This is a genomic window from Agromyces allii (assembly GCF_009749385.1).
Lineage (GTDB): Bacteria > Actinomycetota > Actinomycetes > Actinomycetales > Microbacteriaceae > Agromyces > Agromyces allii.
This window is the reverse complement of record NZ_WBIN01000008.1, coordinates 281,506-302,789: the sequence shown is the minus strand read 5'-3', so window position 1 is coordinate 302,789 and position 21,284 is coordinate 281,506. Positions and strand designations below refer to the sequence as shown.

16 protein-coding genes and 1 pseudogene are annotated in these 21,284 nt (G+C 70.6%); 11 read left to right on the top strand and 6 right to left on the bottom strand.

Going from position 1 to position 21,284, the window contains the following annotated elements:
• Positions 1-378: 378 nt before the first annotated feature.
• From GQR16_RS12375 to GQR16_RS12360, 4 genes are all read left to right on the top strand, one after another.
• Entirely contained in the window at positions 379-3,039 is a 2,661-nt protein-coding gene (locus GQR16_RS12375; protein WP_157415441.1) for an ATP-dependent Clp protease ATP-binding subunit, read from the top strand.
• A gap of 165 nt (positions 3,040-3,204) precedes the next feature.
• Positions 3,205-4,074, top strand: coding sequence for a hypothetical protein (locus GQR16_RS12370; protein ID WP_157415440.1), 870 nt, complete (start codon positions 3,205-3,207; stop codon positions 4,072-4,074).
• A 124-nt stretch (positions 4,075-4,198) separates the two neighbouring features.
• Positions 4,199-4,990, top strand: coding sequence for a CPBP family intramembrane glutamic endopeptidase (locus GQR16_RS12365; protein ID WP_157415439.1), 792 nt, complete (start codon positions 4,199-4,201; stop codon positions 4,988-4,990).
• A gap of 194 nt (positions 4,991-5,184) precedes the next feature.
• Positions 5,185-5,922 carry an MBL fold metallo-hydrolase gene (locus tag GQR16_RS12360; RefSeq protein WP_211373505.1) on the top strand — a complete coding sequence of 246 codons (738 nt, stop codon included), beginning with the start codon at positions 5,185-5,187 and terminating at the stop codon, positions 5,920-5,922.
• 61 nt (positions 5,923-5,983) lie between these two features.
• On the opposite strand, the gene GQR16_RS12355 is transcribed toward GQR16_RS12360, so the two are convergent.
• Positions 5,984-6,280, bottom strand: a complete 297-nt coding sequence (locus GQR16_RS12355) for a hypothetical protein (RefSeq protein ID WP_157415438.1) — start codon at positions 6,278-6,280, stop codon at positions 5,984-5,986.
• Positions 6,277-7,098 carry a CPBP family intramembrane glutamic endopeptidase gene (locus GQR16_RS12350; protein WP_246200785.1) on the bottom strand — a complete coding sequence of 274 codons (822 nt, stop codon included), beginning with the start codon at positions 7,096-7,098 and terminating at the stop codon, positions 6,277-6,279. The genes GQR16_RS12355 and GQR16_RS12350 overlap by 4 nt, the downstream gene beginning before the upstream one ends.
• A gap of 162 nt (positions 7,099-7,260) precedes the next feature.
• On the opposite strand from GQR16_RS12350, the gene GQR16_RS12345 reads away from it, so the two are divergent.
• On the top strand, positions 7,261-7,497 hold the full coding sequence (locus GQR16_RS12345; protein ID WP_157415437.1) for a hypothetical protein: 237 nt from the start codon (positions 7,261-7,263) through the stop codon (positions 7,495-7,497).
• Between the two features lie 179 nt (positions 7,498-7,676).
• Positions 7,677-8,095 (top strand): annotated as a pseudogene (locus tag GQR16_RS12340) (VOC family protein).
• On the opposite strand, the gene GQR16_RS12335 reads toward GQR16_RS12340, so the two are convergent.
• The gene (locus GQR16_RS12335) at positions 8,064-8,558 is read right to left on the bottom strand and encodes a DUF427 domain-containing protein (RefSeq protein WP_157415436.1); all 495 of its coding nucleotides are present in this window, start codon (positions 8,556-8,558) and stop codon (positions 8,064-8,066) included. The pseudogene GQR16_RS12340 and the gene GQR16_RS12335 sit on opposite strands and share 32 nt — an antisense overlap.
• A 163-nt stretch (positions 8,559-8,721) precedes the next feature.
• Positions 8,722-12,291, bottom strand: coding sequence for a fibronectin type III domain-containing protein (locus GQR16_RS12325; protein ID WP_211373504.1), 3,570 nt, complete (start codon positions 12,289-12,291; stop codon positions 8,722-8,724).
• Between the two features lie 237 nt (positions 12,292-12,528).
• On the opposite strand from GQR16_RS12325, the gene GQR16_RS12320 reads away from it, so the two are divergent.
• The 5 genes from GQR16_RS12320 (at position 12,529) to GQR16_RS12300 (ending at position 19,056) form a co-directional block, all read left to right on the top strand.
• On the top strand, positions 12,529-14,673 hold the full coding sequence (locus GQR16_RS12320; protein ID WP_157415435.1) for a glycoside hydrolase family 36 protein: 2,145 nt from the start codon (positions 12,529-12,531) through the stop codon (positions 14,671-14,673).
• Between the two features lie 22 nt (positions 14,674-14,695).
• Complete coding sequence (locus tag GQR16_RS12315; RefSeq protein ID WP_157415434.1) at positions 14,696-16,012, top strand: ABC transporter substrate-binding protein; 1,317 nt, start codon at positions 14,696-14,698, stop codon at positions 16,010-16,012.
• Between the two features lie 73 nt (positions 16,013-16,085).
• Positions 16,086-17,024 (top strand): carbohydrate ABC transporter permease, encoded by a 939-nt coding sequence (locus GQR16_RS12310; RefSeq protein WP_246200783.1) that lies wholly within the window; start codon positions 16,086-16,088, stop codon positions 17,022-17,024.
• Entirely contained in the window at positions 17,024-17,950 is a 927-nt protein-coding gene (locus GQR16_RS12305; RefSeq protein WP_157415433.1) for a carbohydrate ABC transporter permease, read from the top strand. The genes GQR16_RS12310 and GQR16_RS12305 overlap by 1 nt, the downstream gene beginning before the upstream one ends.
• A 29-nt stretch (positions 17,951-17,979) precedes the next feature.
• Positions 17,980-19,056, top strand: a complete 1,077-nt coding sequence (locus GQR16_RS12300; protein ID WP_157415432.1) for a LacI family DNA-binding transcriptional regulator — start codon at positions 17,980-17,982, stop codon at positions 19,054-19,056.
• A 37-nt stretch (positions 19,057-19,093) separates the two neighbouring features.
• Here the strand turns inward: GQR16_RS12300 and GQR16_RS12295 are convergent, their stop codons facing one another.
• Together GQR16_RS12295 and GQR16_RS12290 are read right to left on the bottom strand one after the other, a co-directional pair.
• Complete coding sequence (locus tag GQR16_RS12295) at positions 19,094-19,765, bottom strand: class I SAM-dependent methyltransferase (RefSeq protein ID WP_157415431.1); 672 nt, start codon at positions 19,763-19,765, stop codon at positions 19,094-19,096.
• 102 nt (positions 19,766-19,867) lie between these two features.
• On the bottom strand, positions 19,868-21,193 hold the full coding sequence (locus tag GQR16_RS12290) for an endonuclease/exonuclease/phosphatase family protein (protein WP_157415430.1): 1,326 nt from the start codon (positions 21,191-21,193) through the stop codon (positions 19,868-19,870).
• Positions 21,194-21,284: the final 91 nt, after the last annotated feature.

Genomic DNA, 21,284 nt, shown 5'->3' with positions numbered 1-21,284 from the left:
TGCACGGCGAGCTCGACATGCGTACCCCGATCGAGGTCGAGCAGGAGTACTACGCTGACCTGGAATCAGCCCAACCGGCACCTGCCGGACAAGCAAACCGATAGGAACGAAAGTCAGGCCGATTCAGTGATCGAGGGCTCTGGTTCGGCATTGAGTAGCGCAAACATCCTCCAACTCGAGTGCTCGCCGGTCTCTGGCACGTGGTCGCAAGTGGCCGAGGAAAGTTAAGGGGTCGCCGTAGGGGTAGATCGGGCACCTTGGCACGGGCGGGGCCCGCAAGGCGGCGCGGTCTGCGGATGAGCTTGGCGAGCGATCGGAATAATCGCGCCCCGTCCGCGTTGAACTTGAGCGTACGCCACTCAAGTTCCAGGAGGATTGGTGCCCGAAGACTTCAACCCCGAAGCCGGTGCGAGCTCGTTCGACGAGTTTCTGAGCCGGTACCTCGCGGGTGAGCAGGCTCGCCAGGCTCGGTCGATCGACCTCAGCCGGTTCCTGACCGCCCGCACGCAGAGCATCCTGCAGCGCGCCGGACGCTTCGCCCTCGAGCGCGGCCAGACCGAGCTCGACGCCCTGCACATCCTGCGCGTCATCGTGGAGGACGACAGCGTCAAGCAGGCCATCGCCCGCATCGGCGTCGCGCCCGAGCGGCTCATCACCGCGACCGAGGCGCGCCTGCCCGCGGCATCCGATGTCGCCGACATCAACGCCGCGACGATCACCCCGAGCGCGAGCCGTGCACTGTTCCACAGCTACCAGGTGGCACGCTCGGCCGGCTCGACCTACATCGACCCGGAGCACCTCTTCTTCGCGCTCGTGCTCGGACAGGACGCCCCCGCCGGGCAGGTGCTCGCGCGCGCCGGCGTCACGGCCGAGGCGCTGACGCAGCAGATCCGCGAGACGGTCGAGGCCGGGTTCGACGGAGACGGCGACCCCGACCAGGGTGAGGGATACGGCAGCGGCGACGCCGCGGCATCCGCGACCCCCATGCTCGATAAGTTCGGCACCGACCTCACCGAGCTGGCCGAGAACGGCGAGCTCGACCCCGTGATCGGGCGCGTCGACGAGATCGAGCAGACCATCGAGATCCTCAGCCGCCGCACCAAGAACAACCCGGTGCTCGTCGGCGAGGCCGGCGTCGGCAAGACGGCGATCGTCGAGGGCCTCGCCCGCGCGATCGTCGAGGAGCAGGTGCCCGAGGCGCTGCTCGGCAAGCGCGTGATCTCGCTCGACCTGCCGGGCATGCTCGCCGGCACGCGCTACCGCGGCGACTTCGAGGAGCGCCTCACGAAGACGATGGACGAGATCACCGCCAACAAGGGCGAGCTGATCATCTTCATCGACGAGATCCACACGGTCGTCGGCGCGGGCGGCTCGGGTGATGGCGGCACCGACGCGGGCAACATCCTGAAGCCGCGCCTCGCACGTGGCGACCTGCACCTCGTGGGCGCCACCACGCTCAAGGAGTACCGGGTCATCGAGAAGGACCCCGCCCTCGAGCGCCGGTTCCAGCCGGTGCGCGTCGGCGAGCCCTCCATCGAAGACGCCGTGCTGATCCTGCACGGCCTGAAGCCCGCCTACGAGCAGCACCACGGTGTGGAGTACACGGATGCCGCGCTTCGCGCCTCCGTCGAGCTCAGTGCGCGGTACCTCAGCGACCGCGTGCTGCCCGACAAGGCGATCGACCTGATCGACCAGGCCGGCGCGCGACTGCGCCTTCGGCTCGGCGTGAAGACGGATGTCTCCGCGCTCATCGCGCGCCTGGGCGAGCTCGAGGCCGACAAGAACGCCGCCGTCGGGGCCGAGCACTACGAGGAGGCCTCGCGCATCCGCGACGAGATCGCCAAGGTGCAGGCCAAGCTCGACGAGGTGACGTCCGCCGGTCGAGTAGGCGCGCAGCGCCGTATCGAGACCAGCGGCGACGACCTTGGTTTCGAGACGGCCGCGAGCGGCCTCCTCAACCAGCGGTCTGCGACGACCATCGACGAGGCGCAGATCGCCGCCGTGATCTCGCGGGCCACCGGCATTCCGGTGAACCGCCTCACCGAGACCGAGCGCGAGCGGCTCGGCGACCTCGAGGGCGAGCTGCACGCGCGCGTCATCGGCCAGGACGACGCGGTCACCGCGGTCGCGAAGGCCGTTCGCCGCAGTCGCACCGGCATGGGCGACGCGCGTCGCCCGGTGGGTTCGTTCCTGTTCCTCGGGCCGACGGGTGTCGGCAAGACCGAGCTGGCGAAGGCGCTCGCGTCGAGCCTGTTCGACGACGAGACATCCGTCATGCGCTTCGACATGAGCGAGTTCGGCGAGCGGCACACGGTGTCGCGCCTCGTCGGCGCCCCTCCCGGATACGTCGGCTACGACGAGGCCGGGCAGCTCACCGAGCGCGTGCGGCGCAACCCGTACTCGATCGTGCTGTTCGACGAGATCGAGAAGGCGCACCCCGACGTGTTCAACCTGCTGCTGCAGGTGCTCGACGACGGTCGTCTGACCGACGGCCAGGGCCGCACGGTCGACTTCCGCAACACGGTGATCGTGATGACCTCGAACCTCGGTTCGGAGTTCCTCGCGTCGCGCTCGGGTGCGCTCGGGTTCGTCGCGTCGACGGATGCCGCAGCCAACGGCTTCTCGTCGATGAACGACGTGCGCCAGCGCGTCATGGGCAAGGTGCGCGAGGCCATGCGCCCCGAGTTCCTGAACCGCATCGACGAGATCGTGCTGTTCCAGAAGCTCGACCAGCCGCAGCTCGCGCAGATCGTGCGCCTCCTGCTGGGTGCGACGTCGGCTCGCCTCGCGGCTCGCGAGATCGCCTTCGAGGTGACGGATGCCGCGGTGGCGCTCCTCGCGGAGCGCGGCTACGAGCCCGAGTACGGTGCCCGACCGCTGCGCCGCGTGATCCAGCGCGAGATCGACGACCGCATCAGCGACCTGCTCGTGAGCGGTGCGCTGGGCGACGGCGAGGGCGTGCGAGCGGATGCCACTGGCGACTCGTTCGTGGTCGTGCCGGTTCCCCGGGCGACCGTGGAGCTGCCGCTGGCGGCGTAGTCGCGGCATCCGCACCCCCTGCACGGCAACGGAATCCCGTTCGTGCGCTGGAATTCCCTTCCCCCCAAGGGGATTCCGGCGCACGGGCGGGATTCCTGCGTGCCCGGGCTGCGCATCCGGGGCCGCACTGAGGCGCGCGCGGTGCGCGCGGGGGAGGATGTGCGGATGAGCGGAGCCCAGCCGTACGCCCCAGGCGACCCCGACACGAGCACGCCGGCCGCCACCGAACGGCCGGCGTTCGAACTGCGACCGCGCCTCGTCGAGACGGCGGTGATCGTGGCATCCGTCGTCGTGCTGCGGGCGGTGGGCCTGCTGCTGATCGTGCTCTCGTCGTCGGGGTTGAACTCGTTCGACGTGCTGCCGAGGCTCGTCGTCATGGTCGTCGACTGGAACCTGCTCGTCTGGGTCGCGCTCGCCGCGGCCGTGCAGCTCGGGCTGCGTGAGATGCGTCGGCCCGGGCGATGGGCGCTGATCCTGGCGGCGGTGCCGGTCGCGGTGCTGATCGCGACGGCGGTGCGGAGCCTCCCGGGCAGCCTCGGACTCGGGTTCGTCGGCGTGCTCGGCAACGGCATCGCCTGGCTCGACGCCGGCATCCTCACCGTGGTCGTCGCCCTCGGCCTGGCGTTCACCGCGGCGGCCCTCGGCCGAGAGCGTCGCACGTCGGCGCGGATCGCGGGCGTGCTGCTCGCCCTCGGAGGGCTGCTCACGCTCGTGCTGCTCTGGCAGGCCTTCGAGACCTACTTCGCGCTGTTCGGATCGACGCCGGACGTCACCGACGCCGACGCGAACCGCTACGTCGTCACCGCGTCGATCACCCTCGGCGTACTGGTCGGCGCCATCGTGTTCGCCGCGATCAGCCGCAGGCGCGGGCTCATCATCACGGCGTGCATCGCCGCGTGCCTCGGCCTGATCGTCGCCGTCGCCGTACCCGTGCCCTACGACCGATTCGCCCCGGCACCCGAGCTGGTCCCCGTCGACCCGGGCGGCGTCAACGGGTGCATGGGCGAGGGCGACCCGAACTGCGTCGGCGGGTAGCGCCCGGGCGGGCCCGCCTCCGGCGCGTCGCGTACGGGCGCTGCCAGAATGAGTCGTCCGCAGTCGCGGCATCCGTTCGTCGGCTCGATCACCCGAGTCCGGCCCGCCCTCCGAAGGAACCCGCATGCGCGTCGCACCCCGCTGGTGGATCGGCATCCTCGTCTGGATCGCCTACATCGTCGTGATCTTCACCGTCGGACTGCTCTCGGGAGTGCCGTACGACCAGTACGGCGACAGCAGCGACACGCTGTTCCGGGCGCCCGTGCTGTTCCTCGCCGCCGGAGCCGTGCTGCTCGTTATCGCGACGAGCGTGCTGGGCTGGTGGAAGCCCGCGCTGCGAGAGGAGCGCCGCAGCCGCCACGCCTGGCCGATCATCGCGCCGGCCATCATGGCGCTCTCGATCGTGATCTCGCTGACCACGGGCGTCGACTGGTCGGGCATCGACGGCGGGTACCTCGCGGGGCTGCTGCTGCTCGGCGCGCTCGTCGGCTTCAACGAGGAGCTCGTGAGCCGCGGCATCCTGCTGACGAGCCTGCGCGGCACCGTGCGCGAGGTGTGGGTGTGGTTCACCACGAGCGCGCTCTTCGGACTCATGCACGCCACGAACCTGTTCTTCGGGCAGGACCTGCTGCCGACGCTGCAGCAGATCGGCTTCGCGTTCCTCGGCGGCACGGCGTTCTACATCGTGCGCCGCGTCTCGGGGAGTCTGATCTGGGCGATGGCGCTGCACGGCGCCTGGGACATCACGACCTTCGCCGTGGGCCACGCACCGAGCGGGGCGGCCTTCGGGCTCATCCTCGGCACGATCGCCGAGGTGATCGCCCTCGTGTTCGTCTTCTGGACGTTCCGCAGCAAGGGCGAGGATGCCGCGACGGCGAAGCCCGAGGTCGACGCGGCGCGCCCAGCGGCAGGCTGACGCGACCGACTCGCACGAGAATCCCGCTGCGGCGGTGGAAGCCCCGTTCGCGGGGACTCAACCGGAGCAGCGGGATTCGTGCGTCGTGGGTCGTGCGCGGCGATCGCCGCGACGGCGTACTGTGAGGCCGGGGGAGTCGCATGGTCGGCAGGGCGAGGGAGCACCGGGCATTCGACGGCATGCAGGTCGACCGCGTGAGTGCGCACATCCACTTCGCGCACACCGAGCACGTCAACTGGGTGATCTACTCCGGGCGCGACGGCGTCACGCTCGTCGACTCGGGCTACCTCGGTCAGCGCGCCCTGCTCGAAGCCTCCCTCGATTCCATCGGCATCAGACCGGCGGATGTCTCGGCTGTCCTCATCACGCATGGCCACGCCGACCATCTCGGCGGTGCCTCGTGGCTGGCCGCGCAGTTCGGCACGCCCGTGCACGCCCACTCGCTCGAGCTCGCGAACGTTCGTCGCGACATCCTGCAGCAGGCCGGAACGGGCGGGGTGCTGCGCAACGCACTGCGCCCGGGCGTGCTGCCGTGGGCACTCGCGATCCTCCCGTTGCTCGAGGGGCGCGCCGATCTCGGGGTTCCGAGCGTGACGGCGCCGCCCATGCGCGGCGAGCATGTCGACGTGCCGGGGCAGCCGCGCATGCGACTCGTCGACGGGCACACGAGCGGACACACGGCGTTCGAGTTCGACGACGAGGGCGTGCTCGTCGTCGGTGACGCGCTCGTCACCCGGCACCGCACCTCGCCCATGCAGGGGCCGCAGCTGCTCGCGTCGATGTTCCAGCACGACGTCGATCGCGCGCGAGCGTCGGTCGGCGATCTCGGGTCATCGACCGCCCATGTCGTGCTGCCCGGCCACGGCGAGGCGTGGATCGGGCCCGCCGCGGCCGCCGCCGGTTCGGCACTCGACACCGGCGCGCCCTGGTGAACTCGGCGCCCGTCAACCGGTCATCGGGCCCGGCCGGCGGCTGACGAACGACCGGCGCGTGTCAGCCGTCGACCCGGTCGCGGCGGCGACGCATCACGGGAACCAGCACGAGCCCGGCGGCGCCGAGCAACATGCCGACCGCACCCACGGTGAAGGCGATCGCCGCCCAGATCGCCGGCGCCTCGCCACGGCCGGTTCCGCCACGGCCGCTGACGTCGACCGGCGCGAGCGGACCGGCCTCGACGATCAGCCGCCAGGCGTCGATCGCGCCCCACGCGAACAGCAGACCGAACACGACCAGCGCGGCGACCACGATGACCGTGAGACGCATCGATCGACCAGGGGTTCGGTCGGTCATTCGGCGGGGATGCTCGCGCTGCCGCCGGTGGACGGCGCCGTCGCGACATCCGCGCGCTCCTTCGAACCGCGGATCACGAAGGCGACGAAGGCGAGGCCGAGGAAGCCAGTGAAGAGGTAGACGACGTTCGCGATCGCCGTGATGTCGCCCGCGTGCCCGACCCCGGTCGCGAACACCGAGAAGTCCCAGAGTCCGTGCAACGCCATCGCCCAGATGAGCGAGCCGGTCGTGCGGCGGAAGATGTAGAACGCGGTGCCGCCGAGGAAGGCGGCGAAGACCTGGATCGTCGTGTCGCCGGCCGGCGCCCCGAGCAGCACGTTGATGTAGTGCCCGAGCCCGAACAGCGCCGAGCTGATGAACCACACCCACCCCTCGTGCAGGCGGCTGCGCAGCGCGACGATCAGCAGGCCGCGGTTCACGAGCTCTTCGGTGAAGCCGACCAGCAGCAGCACGACGGATGCCGCGAGGAACGCGCCGCTGTAGCTCGCCCAGTCGGTGCCGGCGAGGTTCATCCCTGCGGCGACGACGACGAGGATCGGCACGACGATCGGCCAGCGATGACGGCTGCGCTCACGATCGAACAGCGCCGGACGCCACCAGCCGAGCAGGCTCGTGGTGATCGCGAGCAGCACCGTCGCGACGATGAGGGAGACGCCGCCGCCGAAGAACAGGTTGCCCGCGCTGTCGCCCCACTCCTGATACGGAATGCCGCTCGCGGACTGCACGGCGAACACCAGCACGAGGTAGGCCAGCCAGATGACCAGGCCGATCCAGATGCGCGGGCGGACTCGCAGTGCGGACGGCGCGGTGGTGGTCATGGGACTCCTCTCGGGCGGGCGGGGTCTGCCCGGTTTCGAGGGTATCGGGCGGGCGATCTCAGGGTGGATCCGGATGTCTCGCGTCATGATCCGGGAGATGCTGCATCTCTAGGGGTGAGGGCGAAGGCCTGCACCGCCCGAGATCGAGGAAGGATCCGCGCCATGACGACCCACCTGGAATACGTGACCGGGCCGCTCGGCGAGCGCACCGCGCTTCCGTGCGCCTGCGCGCGGGTCGCCGATCACCAGCGACTGGGGTCGGTCGCGCTCGCCGCGGCATCCGCGGAGCTGCAGACCGGTGCCGGTCACACGCCCGGACACGCAACCGTCTACCGTCGGCGCGCCGTCGCGCTGCGCTCGCTCACGGCTCGCAGCGGTCGCGCGCGGCACGCCGCCTGACCCGAGGGTGCGCCGCAGGGCTCCCGCATGGCGGGCGGGTTGCGGCGGCGAACCCGGTGCCGGAGTGCCGGAGTGCCGCCGGTTCCAGACCGAACCACCCTGCGGAGCTCGCGTAGCGTGGCACGGTGACCAGCAGCGGACTCAGCCATGTGACCTTCATCGTGCGCGACCTCGATCGCATGGAGCGGATGCTCACGACCGTGCTCGGCGCGGTGCGCGTGTACGACAGCGGCAGCCGCACGTTCTCGCTCTCGGAGGAGCGGTTCTTCCTCGTCGGCGAGGGGTCGACGGCGACCTGGGTGGCGATCATGCTCGGCGACGGCGGGCTGCCGCGCAGTTACAACCACGTGGCGTTCCAGGTCGAGCGGGCAGACCTTCCGGGGCTGCGGGCGACCATCGCCGAGCTCGGTCTCGACATCCGCCCGCCGCGCTCGCGCGTCGACGGCGAGGGCGACTCGATCTACTTCCACGACGACGACGGCCACCTCTTCGAACTGCATGCCGGGTCGTTGCGCGAGCGGCTCTCGGCGTACGCGCCGTCGGAGTCCTAGCTGCGGTGCCTGCCGCTACCAGCCCATCGACCCCGGGCCGCCCTTGAACGGGCCGACGACGTTCGACGTGATCCAGCCGCCGTAGAAGCCGCCGGGCTGCGGCACGACCGTCTCGCCGTCGACCGTGCACGTGTCGACCAGTCCGGCGTAGATCGCGATGCGACCCGACAGCCGCTCGAAGCCGGGAGACGGCGACGGGTACTCCCACGCCGCGCGCGCCGCCCGGTGCGGACCGGCGACCACGTCGAAGTAGCGCGCCGACCCCTTGAACTCGCAGAACGACGACCCCGACGCCGGCACGACGGTGCCGGGCACGAAGTCGCCGATCGGCAGGTAGTACACGGGCGGATGGCTCGTCTCGAGCACGCGCAGCACGTCGCCCGTGTCGACGACCACCGCTCCGCCCAGCGTGATCGTGACGCGGACGTCGACGGCCTCGAGGCGTGGCGGCCGAGGGTAGTCCCAGACGGACTCCTGGCCGGGGGCGGGCATCGTCGGCGTCGGTCGCATGCGGCGGATGCTACGCGCCGACGCTGGGCGTCGCATGGGTCCGGCGCCGCCACACGGCCGATCCGCCACGCGGACCGACCGTCGGGGTGGTCGGTGATCGCGGCGAGCCGACGACGAAACGCCCGGCCCCTCGCAGGGGACCGGGCGTTCGTCGTGGCGCGTGCTACTTGACGGTCACCGTCTTCGCGACGCTCGAGGTGGTACCCGCGGAGTTGGCGAACTCGATCACGTACTCGTACGAGCCCTTGGCTTGGCCGTGCACCTCGACGCTCGCGTGCTGGGCTCCGGGCGACCTTGCGACCAGCGCACCGTCGGCGATCGGCACGCCGTTCTCGAGCAGACGGTACGAGGTGGCGTTCGTGCCCCACCAGAGATCGGCGCTCACGGTGTAGTCGCCGTCCTTGTCCCAGTTGTCGTGCGAGAGCACGGGGATGCCGGGCTTCGCATCACGCACCTGGACGGTGAGCGGGGCGGTGCTCGTCTGCCCCTTCGAGTTCACGAGCACGCCGACGTACTGGTAGACGCCGTTGCCGAGACCGCTGATGTCGACGGTGGCCGTCTGCGCCTTCGGCGAGGCGGTCGTGAGCGACGTCGTCGAGACGAGCGTCCCGTTCTCGTAGAGCTTGAACAGGCTCGCGTTCTCGCCCCACCAGAGGTTCATGGTGATGCGGAACGCCCCGTCGAGCAGACCGGTGTCCCAGCCGTTGTCGGAGGAGAGCACGCCCTTGGCCGGCACGGCCTTCGCGCCGTCGTCCGTCGGAACCTCGGGCAGCGTGACCACGGCGCTCGCCGCGGATGCCGGGCTCTCGCCGACGGTGTTCAGGGCGACGACCGCGTAGGCGTGCGAACTCCCGAGCGCGAGCTCGTCGACCCGGCAGTCGAGCGTGGCCGCACCGACCTCGCACACGACCTCGCCCGACGCAGTGTCGACGACGCGGTAGCCGGTGATCGCCGATCCGCCGTCGTGCTCGGGAGCGGCCCAGGCCACGGCGATCGACGTGTCCGAGGCGGCCGTCGCGGTCGGTGCAGCCGGTGCCGCGGGCACCTCTGCGGGCGGCAGCGTCGACTCCGTGGTCGGCTCGCCGAGCGTGCGCGGAGCGATGACGATGCGGTCGACGTTCGGAGCCCAGCCCGTCGTGTTGCCGAAGCGCAGCGGCTGGTCGGCCGTCGAGAGCGTCACCGGGATGGTGCGCTGCCAGAAGCTGTTCCACGAGTACGTGTACCGGAAGTACGCGTCGCCGACGTGCTCGCCGCCCTCGCTCACGTCGATGCGCCGGTCGACGACCTGCGGGTTGTACGCGTGGTCGCCCGACGTCTCGGCGTTCGAGTAGTGCACGGTCAGGTCGTACCCGCCCGCGGTGTCGAAACCGGCGGCACGATCGATGACGATGGCGCCGGCCCCGTTGCCCACCCAGCCCGCGAACGCGCGACCCGAGGCGTTGGTGCCGGTGCTGTCGGCCAGCGTCTGGACGGCGGCACCGTCCACGAGGCGAGCGCTCTCGGCCTCGATCGACACTGCGGCGTCGTCGGCGTCCCGAGCCCGCACGGTCGTGAGGTTCGACACCGACGCACCCGCCGGCGAGCGCAGCTCGATCTCGTTGACGCCCTCCACCAGGTGCGCGCGCGTCGTCGAGCGCCAGGCGCCGGCCTGGTCGACGGCGATCGCCGGCGTGGACTGCCCGTTGACGTCGAGCGCCAGCTCGGCGGCATCCGCCGTCGCCCAATCGACCACGAGGTCGTAGTAGCCCGTCTCGAAGGCGCTGGCGTAGACATCGGCCCGACCGTCGCCGAGGAGCGCGGCCGAACCGGCCTGCTCGCCGTCCCATTCGAGGGTGGCCTCGCCGGTGAGTCGGAAGCCCGAGGCCGGGTACGACGTGGGCTCGCCCTCGCCGACCGAGGTCAGCGACACCTTGTCGAGCGTGATGTCGGAGTTCGGCAGGCGGTTCGTGCCGTCGGCGCTCGCGCGCACCGACAGGGTGTGCGTGCCGGCCGTCAGGTCGACGAGCAGCTCCGCGCTGCCGCGGTACTGCCAACGACTCGTCGCGTTGAGGGCGAGGTCGGCCGTGTACTGGATCGTGCCGGCGGCCGTGCCGTCGACGAAGAGCGCGTGGCGACCGGGAACGCCCGGGGCACCGCCGACGACCTGCAGCCGGTAGGTGCCGTCGTGCGGCACGTCGAGGGTCCAGTCGGCCTTCGAGGTCGCGCGGTTGAACGAGCCGACGTCGCGGCCCCCGGAGGCGAGGAACTTCCAGCCCCCGCCGGCCTTCGGGTCCTGCGTGTAGGCCTGCGCCGCGGTCAGCTGCATGTTCTCGGCCTCGATCGAGGCGGTCCACGGCTGCGCCGCCTGGGCGGCGGAGACATCCCGATGCTGCGACGGGGTGATGATCAGCTGGTAGCCGGCGTAGCGGTCGTAGGTCGGCACGACGAGGTCGAGCGAGCCGGCGTCGAGTGCGGCGCCGTCGATCGCGGCGACGACCCGCGGGGTGTCGGCCAGGCCCTCGGCGCCGGTGAGTGCGGCCTCGCGGACCTCGATGTCGACGGCGTCGCCGAAGACGGCCGGGTCGAGCCCGCTGAGGTCCAGCGACACGTCGCGGTCGGTGCCGCCCCAGAGCACGGTCGCCCGACGGTTCTCGTCGTCGACGGCCGCGATGCCCTGCAGCGTGTCGACCCCGTTCGGCGTCGGGGGAGTGACCTGCGCGGTCTCGGCGCCGTTCAGGTCGCCGTACCACTTGAACATCCACCAGCCGGCGTTGGCTCCGTTCGGCCGGGCGCTGTTGTCGGAGAAGTTGCCGGCGTAGTTCCAGTAGGCGGTCTGCGCGTCGACCTTGGTGTCCTCGAACATCGCGAACCACTGGATCAGCTGGCCGGGCACGCCCATGTCGCGCAGCATGCCGTACTCGGTGATGTTGACGTGGATCGGGTCGATGCCGAGCGACGCCTCGAGCGCGCGGTAGTTGGCGAAGTTCTGCCGGTACTGCGCGAGGTTGTCGATGCCGAGCTCGTGCCAGATGAAGACGTCGGGCAGCGATCCGTTCGCCTTCGCGAATTCGAGGATGTCGCGGCTGCGCTCGGGCTGCCAGCGGGTGTCGCCCGGGCCGCCGATGCGGGCGTGGCCGAGGCCGTGGCGCGCCCACACCTCCTGCACCTTGTCGAAGGTGGCCTGCCAGTCGTCGAGGAACTGCGTCTTCTGCGTCGACCAGTTCGGGTACCAGTTGCCGCCGTCGGGCTCGTTGAACGTGATGAACACGTAGTCCTGCGGCCTGGCCGAGTCGGTGGCCACGGCCTCGGCGACGAACTCCACGACCTCGAGGTAGTCCCACACACCGTTCGGCGTGTTCGTGTAGGTGCCGTCGGCCTGGTTGTAGGTGCGGGCGTCGCCCGGGCGTCGCCCGCCGTTGTACGACCAGTCGGGGTAGTAGTCCTGCACGTAGATGTACATGTCCTCGCCGTGCTTGGCGAAGAAGCCGTCTTCGACCTTGATCGCATCGCCCGACGGATGCTGCGTTCCGTACGGCGCCTTCTGCGACGTGTTCGTGATCGCGGCGCCGTTGATGAGCGCCTGCGTCGGCGCACCCTCGTCGCCGAACCCGTAGAGCGTGCCCGTCGCGCCGCCGCGGAAGTCGCCGGTTCTGGCCGAGAAGTCCACGGCCAGCACGTCGGCGTCGTCGGCGAGGGCCGGTTGGGCGACCACACCCGTCATCGCGAGTGCTGCGACCGCCCCTGCGGCCGCCATCGTCCTCAATCTCATCGTCGTCGATTCCCCTCTTCATCGAGTGTCGGAGTGCGGATCAGTGCTCGGTTCGCGGCCGGTCCAGGGCGCGGTCCACCGCACGGGGCCTGACGCTACCGAGGTTTGATAGCGATTTCAAGGGAAACTTGATAGCGGTTTCAGAATCGTCTATGGTCATTCCTGAAACCGCTATCAAGCGACCGGACCCTGGTCGCACAGTCCCCGAAGACGAGGAGTGACGTGACCGAACAGGTGAGCTGGGGGAGCCCTGCGCTCGCGTTCCGCCTCGAGTGGAGCGACGAATCCCCGGTGCGCGTCGCCGAGATCGCGAGCCACGGCCTGAGCCACCCGGTGTACGCCGTGCCGCTCGTCGAGATCCTCACCGCGGGGCAGGGGCGGCTTCCGGCATCCGACCGTCTCGCGCACACCGAGCTCGGGTCGCAGCTGCGCCACGTCGGCCACGAGGCGACCGCGGAGCGGCTCGTCATCCGCCAGGCCGGGCCGGGCGTCGAGGCCGTCTCCGTCTTCGAGTCCCTCCCGACCGCGCCCGACGCGATCCGCGCCACCGTCACGGTGACCGCCGTCGGCGCCGAGCCCGTGGTGCTGCGGTCGGTCGCCTCCTGGTCGGCTGGGTTCACGGCCCATGACGGCTCGACCCTCGAGAAGCTCGACGGCTGGCAGCGCATCTCGGGCACGAGCGACTGGCTCGGCGAGGGGCGCTGGACGTGTGAGGCCCTCCGCGGCCCCGACTTCCCGCACCTCGCGGAGGGCCTCACGGGGCACAACCCGCGCGGCGCGTGGGCCGTCACCTCCGACGGAACGTGGTCGACTGGGCGCGACCTGCCGGTCGGCGGCGTCGAGTCGAGCGCCGAGCAGCTCGCAGTGCTCTGGCAGATCGAGCACAACGGGGCCTGGCGCTGGGAGATCGGCGAGGACACCGGCGGCGGGTACTTCAGCCTCTCGGGCCCGACCGACACCGACTCGTCGTGGACCAAGGTGCTCGCGCCCGGCGAGGCCTTCACGACCGTGCCGGTGGCGATCGCGGTCGGCTCCGATCTCGAGCAGGCGGTCGCCGCGCTCACCGACTACCGTCGCGCGGCACGCCGCGAGCACCCCGACAACACCGCCATGCCGGTCGTGTTCAACGACTACATGAACACGCTGAACGGCGATCCGACCACCGAGAAGCTGCTGCCGCTCGTGGCCGCGGCGGCCGAGGTGGGCGCTGAGATCTTCTGCATCGACGCCGGCTGGTACGACGACAGCGGGCACTGGTGGGACACCGTCGGCGAGTGGCTGCCGTCGACCACCCGGTTCCCCGGCGGTCTCGGCGAGGTGATCGACGCGATCCGCGCCGCGGGCATGACGCCGGGGCTCTGGCTCGAGCCCGAGGTCATCGGCGTGCGCAGCCCGATCGCCGACGAGCTGCCGCGCGAGGCGTTCCTGCTCCGACACGGTCAGCGCATCGTGGAGCACCACCGCTACCACCTCGACCTGCGGCATCCGGCGGCCATCGAGCACCTCGACGGCGTCGTCGACCGACTCGTGCGCGACTTCGGCATCGGGTTCTTCAAGTTCGACTACAACATCAACCCCGGGGCCGGCACCGACCATGACGCCGACAGTGTCGGCGACGGGCTGCTCGAGCACAACCGCGCCCACCTCGCGTGGCTCGACGGGCTGCTCGACCGGCATCCGGACCTCGTGATCGAGAGCTGCTCGTCGGGAGCCATGCGCATGGACTTCGCCATGCTGTCGCGCCTCGCGATGCAGTCGACCTCCGACCAGCAGGACTTCACGAAGTTCCCGCCGATCGCCGCGGCCGCGCCCATGTCGTTACTGCCCGAGCAGGCGGCGAGCTGGGCCTACCCGCAGCCCGACATGTCCGACGAGGAGGTCGCGTTCTGCCTCGTCACGGGCCTGCTCGGCCGCTTCTACGTCTCGGGCTACCTCAACCGCATGGACGACCGCCGCCGCGGCCTCGTCGCGGAGGCGGTCGCCGTGGCGAAGTCGCTGCGACCCGAGCTGCTGGCCGGCCACCCGCACTGGCCCACCGGCATGCCCGGCTGGAACGACGCCTGGGTGAGCCTCGGGATCCGCGGCGCCGACGCGGACCTCGTGTCGATCTGGCGCCGCGACGGCTCGACCTCGACCGAGCTGGCCTTCCCGCACCTCGCGGGCGAAGACGTGCGCATCGAGGCCGTCTTCCCGACCGACCTTCCCGCCTGGCAGACCGCATGGGATGCCGCGACGGGAACCCTGACCGTGCGCGCGAACGACGGCGAACTCGCCGCGCGCACCCTTCGCCTCACCACCGACACCCCGAGTCGGACAGAGAGGACTGCATCACAGCCGGTCACCGGACCCACCGGGCGCATCGGATAATCACACAGTAAGGAGCGATTCAATGAAGAACAGGTTCCGCGGCGCTGCGGTCATCGCAGCCGTCGCAGCACTCACCCTCGCCGGTTGTTCCGACCCCGGCGCCGGCGGTGGCGACTCCGCCCCCGCGGAGTGGCCGGCACAGGACGCCGACCTCTCGGGCACCACCCTGACGATCTGGGCGGCGCAGAACTCGAACACGGTCCCCGAGAGCGTGGTCGAGGGCTTCGAGGAGCTCACGGGCGCCCAGGTCGACGTGGTCACCATCCCCGACCCGTACGAGCAGAGCGTGCAGACCAAGGTCGCGACCGGAGACACGCCCGACCTCGCGTTCTGGCAGCCGACCGCGTCGATGCTGACCGCGCTCAACGCCTCGACCAACCTGCAGCCGCTCGACGACGCGCCCTGGCTCGACTCGTACAAGCCCGAGCTGCGCGACATCACCGGCATCCTCGACGACACCCGGTACGCCGCCCTCATCACGACCCCCGCGGTCGAGGGCGTGTACTACAACAAGGAGGTGTTCGCCGCGAACGGCATCACCGACGTGCCCGCGAACTGGGACGAGTTCGTGCAGACCGGTCGCGACCTGAAGGCGAAGGGCGTCACGCCGTTCTTCGACTTCGGCGGCGGCACGCCCTGGGCGACCCAGTGGTGGGTGCAGGTGCAGCTCGCGGATGCCGCGAAGGACGGCCTGTGGGACCGCGTGAACGCGAACGAGGAGACGTTCACCGACCCGACCATCCAGGGTGCGATCGACACCTACGACTCGCTGATCCAGGAGGGGCTCTTCAACGAGAACCTCAAGACGGCGACCTTCGAGGACCAGGGCCCCGCGCTGCTCTCGGGCGACGCGGCCATGGCCGTGCAGGTGAACTCGTTCTTCGGCCAGCTGCAGTCGCTCGCCGACACCGCAGAGCTCGACGAGAAGATCGGTTTCTTCCCGATCTCGCCGAGCGGCAACGTCGGCACGTTCATCCCCGACCAGTCGAACGCGCTCGTCGCCTTCAAGACGGGTGACGCGAAGCGCGAGGCCGGCGCACGCCAGCTGCTCTCGTACTGGCTCGGCGACGGCTACGCCGACTTCGTCGAGGCGCAGTCGACCGTGTCGCTCCAGACGGACGTCGACTCGTCGGCCGAGGTGCCGCAGGCGCTCCTCGCCGTCAGCGACTCGCTCGCCGACTCGGTGGGCTCGATGCAGGCGCTCGCGATCGCGAACCCCGACCTGTACCTCAACCTCGGTGACCTGATCCAGGGCACGATGACCACCGCAGAGGTGGGCGAGGCGACGCAGAAGCAGTTCGCCGAACTCGCCAAGGCGATCGGCGCCGCGGGCTTCTGATCCCGCAGCCGCGGGGCGCCGGCACGCTCCGGCGCCCCGCGGCACCGCTCACTTCCCTCGAAAGGCAACACCCATGACCACCACTCTGGGACTCTCGAAAGGCGCGGCCCGCGCCCGGGGCATCCGGGAGTTCGCGGCGAGCCCCCGCGCCAAGCAGGATCACCCGCTCTGGTTCCTCATCCCCGCCCTGGTCGTGCTGGTGGTGTTCTTCTTCATCCCGACCGTCTTCAACTTCGTCTACGCGTTCACCGACTGGTCGAGCTTCAAGTCGGGGATCAACTTCGTCGGCTGGGACAACTTCGTCTCGCTGTTCTCGAGCGGCCAGCTGCTCGGCGCGCTCTGGGTGACGCTGGTCTACGCGGTGCTCGTCGCCGTCTTCCAGAACGTGTTCGGCCTGGCCCTCGCGCTCCTGCTCGAGCGCGACACCCCGCTGAACCGGGGCCTCCGCGTCGCGTTCTTCATCCCGGTCATCATGTCGGCGCTCGCCGTCGGCTACATCTTCCAGGCCATGCTGAAGCCCGACGGCGCGGTCAACTCGATCATCGGTTCGATCATCGGCCAGCCCGTCGACATCGCCTGGCTCGGCAGCACCACCTGGACCATCGTCGTGGTCGCGCTCGTGCACGCCTGGAAGTGGATGGGCCTGTCGATGCTCATCTACCTCGCGGGCCTCAAGACCATCGACGGCGACATCCTGGAGGCCGCCCGCCTCGACGGCGCGAGCTGGTGGACCACCTTCCGCAGCATCCGGTTCCCGCTGCTCGCCCCCGCGGTCACGTTCAACGTCGCGACGGCCCTGCTCGGCTCGATGAACGGCTTCGACATCGTGCAGGCGACGACCGCCGGCGGGCCCGGCGGCACGACCGAACTGCTCAACATCTTCATCTTCAGAACGTTCGGACAGGGACTGTTCGCGCAGGCGACGACGATGAGCCTGGTGCTCTTCCTGCTCGTCGCGGTGCTCGCGTTCCCCGTCATCCGCACGCTTCGCAAGCGAGAGGACGTCCTCTGATGACCCTGACCACCGACTCGACCCGCGCGATCGTCACCCGCGGCGGCGACGGACCCCGCAGCGCGCGCCGCACTCGCACCGACCTCCCCGAAGGCCGGGGCCGGCGTCTGCACCTCGGTCGCATCGTGCAGCCGGTCGTCGCCGTCCTCACGGCCGTGCTCCTGCTCGGCATCCCGTTCTGGCTCGTCATCGTGACCGCGTCGAAGAACCAGGCAGAGGCGCTCAACCCCAACCTCAGCCTGCCGACCGAGTGGCAGCTGTTCGACAACTTCGCCACCGTGTTCACCGACGGCAAGATGCTGCCGGCGTTCTTCGGCAGCCTGCTCGTCATGGTGCCGTCGGTGCTCGGCGTGCTCGTGCTCGGCGCCATGGCGGCCTGGGTGCTCGCGCGGCGCTCGAGCCGGGCCCTCGCGATCGTCTACGCGCTCGCGATCAGCGGCATCGTGCTGCCGCCCGCGGTGGTCACGATCGTGCTCCTGCTCCGCCAGCTCGGCCTCGCGGGCACGCCGATCGGCATGATCTGCGTGTACATGGGCATGTACCTGTCGACGGTGATCTTCTTCGTCACCGGGTTCGTGCGCACCATCCCGCCCGAGCTCGAAGAGGCCGCGCGCGTCGACGGGGCCTCGCCCGTGCGCGTGTTCGTCACGATCATCCTGCCGCTGCTCATGCCCGTGCTCGCCACGGCGACGATCCTGATCTGCCTCTACATCTGGAACGACGTCTTCTACGCGCTCTTCGTCGTCGGGGGCCGACTCGACACGCTGCCGCTCAACCTCTACCAGGTCGCGAGCTCGGGGCTCTATCTTCAGAACTGGCACCTGATCTTCGCCTACATCATCCTGATGAGCCTGCCGCTGCTGATCACCTTCATGATCGCCCAGCGCAAGATCATCTCCGGCATCACCGGCGGTGCCGTGAAGTGACGCCGGGGCCACGAACGAACGGGTCACGCATGAACACCAAGAACGCCACGATCGCGGATGTCGCGGCGCGGGCCGGTGTGTCGGTGCCCACCGTCTCCCGGGTGCTGACGGGGGCGGCCCGCGTGAGCCCGGCCAAGGTCGAGCGCGTCGAGGCGGCGATCGCGGAACTCAACTTCCGGCCGAGCGCCGCCGCCCGCACCCTCGCGTCGCGACGTTCCCAGGTGATCGCCGTCATCGCGGGCGACACCTCCAGGTACGGGTACGCCGAGACGATCCGCGGCGTGGAGGTCGCGGCACGCGCCGCGGGCTACACGGTCATGATCACGGTCGTCGAGACCGCCGACGACGAGGAGGTCGACCGCGCGATCACGGCGACCATGACGCAGTCGATCGCGGGTGTCGTGATCCTGAAGTTCGATCCGCCCGGGGTCGCGGCGTTGAAGCGCCTGCCCGCGGACATCCCGGTCGTCGCCCTCTCGGGCGTGCGGGACGTCGGCGTGCCCCAGGCGGTGCTCGACGAGGCGCGCGCCGCCGAGGAGCTCACCACCCTGCTGCTCGGCCTCGGCCACCGCACCGTGCACCACGTGCGCGTTCCGCCCTCGCGACGCGAAGACGGCCGCACGACCGGGTGGCGACGCGCGCTCCGCAAGGCCGGCGCCCCCGTGCCCGAGACGCACGATGCGGGCTGGGAGCCGCGCACCGGACTCGAGATCGGTCGGCGCCTCGCCGAGGACCCGAGCGTGACCGCCGTGTTCTGCGGCAACGACGAGATCGCGATGGGCGTGATGCGCGGGCTCGCCGACGCGGGCCTGCGGGTGCCCGACGATGTCTCGGTGGCGGGGTTCGACGACCACCCGCTCGCCGAGATGTGGTCGCCGCCGCTCACGACGGCCGAGCAGGACTTCGCCGGCCTCGGCCGCCGTGGATTCCAACTGCTGCTGCACGTCATCGACGACACCAGCGATCGCCTCTACTCGTCGGAGCGACCGCGGATCATCCTCCGCGAGAGCACGGCCGCCCCGAACCCCGAACGGCTGCGCGCCGGAGCCGGCGTCGCGCAGGCGGCCGAGGCCGACGACGCGGGCCGTGAGGCGCGCGGAGCCTGACCTCGGTCGGCCGACCTGAGGCGCGTCAGCGTCAACGTCAGCGAGCGCGGCGTGCGAGGAGCGTGGCGTCCTCGATGTCGACGGTCGCGCCGTCGCGCACGGCGGAGCGCGGGCGCTGCTCGACGACGACCGCCTCGAAGTCGGCGGGAAGCGCGGGCAGCAGATCCTCGGCGAGGAACATCGCGTCGCGGTGGCTCGCGGACAGGTGCGTGAAGATCGGCGACGGGGCATGCCCGACGACGAGGAGATGCCCTCCGGGAGCGACGGCCTGCGCCAGGCGTCGGGCGACCTCGACCATGCCCGCCTCCGGCGGGTGCAGGAAGTGCGTCGTCACGAGGTCGAACTGCCGGCCCGCGGGGTCGAAGGTGCGCGCGTCGACCTGCCACCAGTCCGTGCGGTCGGCGACGCCCGCCTCCTCGGCGTGCCGCGCCGCGCGGGCGAGGCCGTTCGCCGAGAAGTCCGCGCCGGTTACGTGCCACCCCTGCTGCGCGAGCCAGATCACGTCGCCGCCCTCGCCGCAGCCCACGTCGAGCGCGCTTCCGGGGGAGAGGGCGGATGCCTCGGCCACGAGCTGCGCGTTCGGCCGCCCGCTCCAGACCTGCGCGTCGCCCGAGTAGCGCTCGTCCCACGCATCGGGCTCGAACATCTCAGCGGGGGCAGCGGCGCCTGCGCCGTGCTCGTGCTCGTGGTTGTGCTCGTCTCGACTCATTCGCGGACGTTCCCTTCGTCGTGACGAGCGTACGAACCGGAGCGGCCGAGCGCACGCCGGGTTGCCGGTTCGGCAAGCCGGCGTGCGTTCGGCCCGATGCGATCAGCTGATCCAGCCGGTCCAGCCGGGCACGCGGAGGTCGACCCATGTGAGGCGGTGGTCGCTGCTCGGGAACGGGTAGACCCCGGTGAGCCGCGACAGCGGGTCGGCCTGCACCGGCCAGAAGACACCGGCATCCTGCACCTTCAACAGCACGCGCGACGGCAGCACGTAGTCGGCGCGCAGGTTGCCGGGCGCCGTATCGGCGAAGTCGGCGGTGTCGTAGCGCGGGTCGCCCTCGTGGGCCGCGTTCGCTCCGCCCTGCAGCGCCGATGCCTCGAGGGCCCCCTCGGAGGTCGGCAGCGGGTCGGTGATGCGCCGGTTGTCGAGCAGCTGGTCGATCGCCGAGTCGACCGAGTCGCCGTCGAGCGGGTCGGCGTTCTGGTCGCCCAGGATCACGAACGGCTGCGTGATGCCGAGGCCGCCGCGGCGCCCCTGGTCGTCGACGATGTACTTCGCCTTGCCGGGCGAGACGTAGTCCGACCAGAACCGGATCTCGTCGTGGTTGCGCTTGCCGTTGCGGTCTTCGGCGCCGTCGAAGGTCGGGGGAGTCGGATGCGACGCCAGCACGTGCACCGTCGAGCGGCCGACCTTGACCGGCACGTCCCAGTGCGACTTGCTTGACAGTCGCACGACCTGGAGCTCCTCGGGCGTGTACCAGTCGTTCGCCGCGGGGGTGGCCGGGTCGTCGGGCAGCAGCGCACCCGGCATGTCCTTCCACAGGAAGTTCTGGAAGGTGCGCACCCGCGAGGTCACGATCGGGAACTTCGAGAGCACGACCATGCCGTACTGGCCCTCGAACAGGCCGAAGCCGAGCGCGTCGTCGCCCCCGCCCACGGTGCCGTCGTTGTTCAGGTCGAAGCCGCTCGGCACGCCCGTGTTCGACGGCGCGACGAACGCGTACGGATACTCGACGGGCTCGGCCCCGCCCTGCGGCACCTGGAGGTAGTTCTGGCGGAACAGGTCGGCCGCACGGCCGTCGGGCACGTAGTCGAACTCGTTCAGCAGCACGATGTCGGGGTTCGCGCGCTGGATGACCTCGGCGACCGTCTGCGCCTGCACGTCGTCGCCCGTCGAGAGGTCGGCTTCGAGCTCGCCCGCCGTCGCGCGGTTCAGCGAGAGGTTGTAGGTGGCGATGCGCAGGTCGGTCGAGCCGCGCTGGAGCAGTTCGGCGATGCGCGAGTGCCGGTCGCCGGAGGAGTCGTTCGATGGGAGGCCGGATGTCGCGGCCGGCGCCGCGAGGGCCGGAACGCCTCCGAGGGCGAGGGCGGCGACGGTGCCGACCGCCGCGGCGGTGAGGGTGATCGTGGTGCGTCGTCTCGTGGTCATGCGGAAGCTCCTTCGTCGGAGGATGCGAGATCGGGTGCACCACCACGGTAGAGCTTCTGGCCCCCATTCGGGGGGATTCATCGGTCGTTCC

Bases quoted from the DNA above. Each gene is read 5' to 3' on its own strand.
- GQR16_RS12370 (WP_157415440.1), top strand. From the start codon at position 3,205: ATGAGCGGAGCCCAGCCGTACGCCCCAGGCGACCCCGACACGAGCACG.
- GQR16_RS12365 (WP_157415439.1), top strand. From the start codon at position 4,199: ATGCGCGTCGCACCCCGCTGGTGGATCGGCATCCTCGTCTGGATCGCC.
- GQR16_RS12355 (WP_157415438.1), bottom strand. From the start codon at position 6,280: ATGACCGACCGAACCCCTGGTCGATCGATGCGTCTCACGGTCATCGTG.
- GQR16_RS12350 (WP_246200785.1), bottom strand. From the start codon at position 7,098: ATGACCACCACCGCGCCGTCCGCACTGCGAGTCCGCCCGCGCATCTGG.
- GQR16_RS12345 (WP_157415437.1), top strand. From the start codon at position 7,261: ATGACGACCCACCTGGAATACGTGACCGGGCCGCTCGGCGAGCGCACC.
- GQR16_RS12335 (WP_157415436.1), bottom strand. From the start codon at position 8,558: ATGCGACCGACGCCGACGATGCCCGCCCCCGGCCAGGAGTCCGTCTGG.
- GQR16_RS12325 (WP_211373504.1), bottom strand. From the start codon at position 12,291: ATGGCGGCCGCAGGGGCGGTCGCAGCACTCGCGATGACGGGTGTGGTC.
- GQR16_RS12315 (WP_157415434.1), top strand. From the start codon at position 14,696: ATGAAGAACAGGTTCCGCGGCGCTGCGGTCATCGCAGCCGTCGCAGCA.
- GQR16_RS12310 (WP_246200783.1), top strand. From the start codon at position 16,086: ATGACCACCACTCTGGGACTCTCGAAAGGCGCGGCCCGCGCCCGGGGC.
- GQR16_RS12305 (WP_157415433.1), top strand. From the start codon at position 17,024: ATGACCCTGACCACCGACTCGACCCGCGCGATCGTCACCCGCGGCGGC.
- GQR16_RS12300 (WP_157415432.1), top strand. From the start codon at position 17,980: ATGAACACCAAGAACGCCACGATCGCGGATGTCGCGGCGCGGGCCGGT.
- GQR16_RS12295 (WP_157415431.1), bottom strand. From the start codon at position 19,765: ATGAGTCGAGACGAGCACAACCACGAGCACGAGCACGGCGCAGGCGCC.
- GQR16_RS12290 (WP_157415430.1), bottom strand. From the start codon at position 21,193: ATGACCACGAGACGACGCACCACGATCACCCTCACCGCCGCGGCGGTC.